Origin of the sequence: Streptosporangium heterodermiicola, assembly GCF_051390675.1 — a bacterium.
In the GTDB taxonomy this organism is placed as follows: Bacteria; Actinomycetota; Actinomycetes; order Streptosporangiales; family Streptosporangiaceae; genus Streptosporangium.
Genome location: NZ_JBPJSR010000062.1, coordinates 1 through 3,761 on the forward strand (window position 1 = coordinate 1; position 3,761 = coordinate 3,761).

4 protein-coding genes are annotated in these 3,761 nt (G+C 68.6%); all 4 read left to right on the plus strand.

What is annotated here, in order from left to right; genetic code table 11:
- Nucleotides 1-326 (plus strand): RidA family protein (locus ACSC1Q_RS42855; RefSeq protein WP_436764490.1); only part of this gene is annotated, 326 nt, incomplete at its 5' end.
- 148 nt (nucleotides 327-474) lie between these two features.
- A complete protein-coding gene (locus ACSC1Q_RS42860) occupies nucleotides 475-1,395 on the plus strand; it encodes an SDR family NAD(P)-dependent oxidoreductase (protein WP_436764491.1) in 921 nt (306 codons plus the stop codon).
- A gap of 8 nt (nucleotides 1,396-1,403) precedes the next feature.
- Nucleotides 1,404-3,200 (plus strand): carboxylesterase/lipase family protein, encoded by a 1,797-nt coding sequence (locus tag ACSC1Q_RS42865; protein WP_436764492.1) that lies wholly within the window; start codon nucleotides 1,404-1,406, stop codon nucleotides 3,198-3,200.
- 213 nt (nucleotides 3,201-3,413) lie between these two features.
- Nucleotides 3,414-3,761 (plus strand): transposase (locus tag ACSC1Q_RS42870; RefSeq protein WP_436764493.1); only part of this gene is annotated, 348 nt, incomplete at its 3' end.

A 3,761-nucleotide genomic window follows, 5' to 3' on the forward strand; every position in this document is an offset into this window, starting at 1 on the left:
GGCAGGTCCACATCGCCGGACAGGTCGCCTGGAACGAGAACGGCGAACTCGTGGCACCGGGCGACCTCGCCGGGCAGGTCACCCAGGTCTACCGCAACGTCGCCAAAGCGCTGGACGCGGCCGGAGCGACGTTTCCCGACGTCGTCCGCGTCACGTGGTACGCCGCGGGCTGGAAGAGAGAGATGTACGACGCCTTCAACGCGGGCATCGAGCAGGCGGCCCGCGAGTTCGACATCGCCACGCCACCGGCCGCGCTGATCGGGGTGGACGTGCTTTTCGAGCCCGGCATCCTCATCGAGGCCGAAGTCACCGCGATCATCGACTGAAGCGGGCGCGAGCAGCGAGGGTGCCTCCTGGTGCGGGTCGCCCACCACGCCGGGACACACCCGGCCGGCCCATCCCGTGCAGGCACGGGACGCTGCCGAAACCACACATTGTGGTGGGGTTTGTTACCAGGATCGGAGGAGAATTGTGGTGAGAAAAGCGGTGGTCACCGGCGGCACGGGAGGCATCGGCTTCTACGTGGCGAGTCAGCTGGCAGAAGTAGGCTTCGCCGTGACCGTGGTCGGCCGGGACGCCGGCCGTGGCCAGGAGGCGGCCGGCCTGATCGGGGAGGGCGCTCGGTTTCTCCAGGCCGACCTTTCCTCGTTGCGGCAGACGCGGGAGCTGGGCGCACGCCTCGCGCAGGAAGGGCCGTTGCACCTGCTGGTGAACAATGTCGGTGGCATGTGGTCGACACGGTGGGAGACGGTCGACGGGATCGAGGCGAGCTTGGCCGTCAACCACCTCGCTCCGGTCGTTTTGACCCGGGAACTTCTCGGTGTGTTGCGGGCGGGTGCGCCCAGCCGGATCGTCGAGGTCACGTCGTCGTCGATCACGGTCGCGGCGGCCGATGGGCCGTTGGACTACGAAGAGATCGAGCAGGCCGGGGATTATTACGGCATGGCGGTGTGCGGCCGGGCCAAGCTCGCCCGGCTCGCACACAGTCAGGATCTGGCCGAGGAGCTGAGGGGAAGCGGGATCACGGTGCTCTCCGTAGATCCGCTCGGTCCGGCCGCAGCCGCGACGCCGAACGCGGCGGCGATGACCCCGCAGATTCTCCCGCCCGCGGTGCGGCACCTGTGGGATGCGATCCAGGCGGGAATGCGGCCGGCGTCGCAGAGCGCGGGGCCGATCGTCGCCGCTGCCATCAATCCGGCCTTCGACGACGCGGCCGGCCTGATTGTCGGTCCGGATGGCGTTCCGTCGCAGGATCTTTTGACGTACCTGAGTCCGGAGATCTCGGCATCCGTCCGCACGCTGACCCATCGCGTGCTCGCCGAGGCCGAGCGCCCACGAGCCTGGGATGAGCCGAGACGACCGTCGGCTGAGTATGTGGCGGGAACATGGCGTTGACTTCCCCCATGCTTCCGCTGATTCCGGTGGCCGGGATCGCCTCCGGCCTGCTTTGGTTAAACCGCAGCCCCTGGTGGGGATGGGCCCTGGTCGCGGCCATGTTGGCTGGGCTCGGCCTGACCGCGCGGTGGTGGCGGCCGAAGCGGCTGGTACTTCAGGCCGGGGCGTGGCTGCTGGCGGGAATTCTGGTCGCCGCCACGGCAGTCCTCGCCTACCCGCCAGCACAGACCCGCCCGGCCGGCGGCGAGGAACCACGGCGGACCGCGGCGGTCAAAACCGGGGAAGGTCCTGTCACGGGCGTTTCCAATGACGATCGAACGGTCGAGATCTTCGCCGGCATCCCGTACGCGCGGCCGCCGGTCGGCGATCTGCGGTGGCGCGCCCCGCAGCCCCCATTGCGGCGCAGCGGGGTGTTCACCGCCGACCGGTTCTCCGCCGTTCCGGTGCAGAGCTCGTCTTCCTTCCGCAGCCGGGCTCTCGCGCAGATCGTGGACATCCCGCTGGAGGACACCTTCCTCAACCCCTATCCCACCAGTGAGGACAGTCTTTCTCTCAACATCTGGCGAAGCACCAAAAGCGCCGCCACGAACCGGCCTGTCCTGGTCTACATCCCGGGCGGCGGTTTCGCGACCGGCTCCGGGGCCTTGCCGCTCTATGACGGCGAGGCCCTCGCGGCCCGGGGGGACATCCTCACGGTCACCGTGAACTTCCGGCTGGGTGTGCTCGGCTTCCTGTCCCACCCCGACCTCGCGGCGGAATCGACGCTGAATGCCTCGGGCAACTACGGAATCATGGACCAGCTGGCCGCACTGCGGTGGGTCCGGGAAAACATTGCGGAATTCGGCGGCGATCCCAGCCGTATCACGGTCGCGGGAGAGTCGGCCGGCGGCGAAAGCGTATGCATTCTGGGCGCCACGCCACTGGCCGAGGGACTGGTGCACGGCATCATCGCCGGCAGCGGCGCGTGCATGGGCACCAGCGGCGACACGGACAATGGGGACCAAAGCGACACCCGGGGCGTGGCCGAGCAGGCCGGACGGCGTCTTGCCGAGCGATTGGGCGGGGCGACGATCGAGCAGATGCGCGCGATGCCGGTGGAGCGGGTCGTCAAGGCGGCTGAAGCGATCAGGTCACATTGGCGCCCGTCGGTCGACGGGCACGTCCTGGCCCGGCCACCCGCGGAGATCTATGCCGCGGGCGAACAGCTTGACGTGCCCATCCTGGTCGGCAGCAACGCCGATGAGGCCTCGCTCGCCCTGGTAAGCCCACCTGACACGGACGTCACCGTCTACGAGCAATGGGTGCGGGAGACATACGGGCGAGAGGCCGACAGATTCCTGGCCCTGTATCCGGGCGGTACACCGGAGCAGGTGCTCCAATCACGCCTGCGCGCCGACACCGACCGCGTCATGACCCGCGGCATGCACCGCTGGGCGCGGCTGCAGACACAGACCGGCGAATCGGCGGCCTATCTCTACTTCTTCACACGCGTGCCGCCGGAAATCGGCCTCCAGAAGTTTGGGGCCTATCACGGGGCGGAGGTAATGTACGCGTACGACAACCTGAGCCGTGGCGGCAGTCCGGACTACGAGCCGGCGGACTACCGGCTGCGCGACGCCATGAGCGCGTACTGGATCGGTTTCGTACGCCATGGGGACCCGAACGCGCCGGGTCTGCCCGGCTGGCCCACCGTGGAACAGGCGCCCGGCCGGGTGATGCAGTTCGGTGACGACACCGCGGTCATACCGCATCCGCGGGCGGCAGCTGTCGACTTCTGGATGGCATACCAGGGACCGATCGCCTGACCCAGCTCACCTGACGCTAGAGGATCGATTCCCACGACACGGTCGGCCGGGGCGGCACCGAGCATGGCGGCACCGACGGCCCGGTACTCCGCCCAGGCGTCGCCGTGGCCGACCGTGGTGACGGCCCCGGACTCGGCGGGTGAGGCCTCCCCCCGTTTGGTGGACACGCTGATACTGGATCTTGCTTGATCCGGAGGAAGCGAGATACCGCCGATGGCGTTGAAGGACTACTCAGACGAGTTCAAGGCCGATGCTGTGGCCTTGTACGAGTCCAGCGAGGGGGCGACCTACAAAGGCATCGCCGCCGACCTGGGCGTGGGCCGGGGCAGCCTGCGTGCGTGGGTGCTGCGGGCGCGTGAGAGGAACGGCGGCGTGCCCTCTGCAGCCCGGTCTGCAGCCCGGTCTGCTGCTCGGGACCCGATGCCGGTCGGTGCCGATGACGCTGCTGAGCGTATCCGGGAGCTGGAGGAGCAGGTGCGTCAGCTGGAGGCCAGCGAGCGGAAACTGACCACCGAGCGCGACATTCTGCGTAAGGCGGCCAAGTATTTCGCCGGGGAGACA

Excerpts from the sequence above, each read along its gene's own strand:
- ACSC1Q_RS42865 (WP_436764492.1), top strand. The coding sequence starts at position 1,404 with ATGCTTCCGCTGATTCCGGTGGCCGGGATCGCCTCCGGCCTGCTTTGG.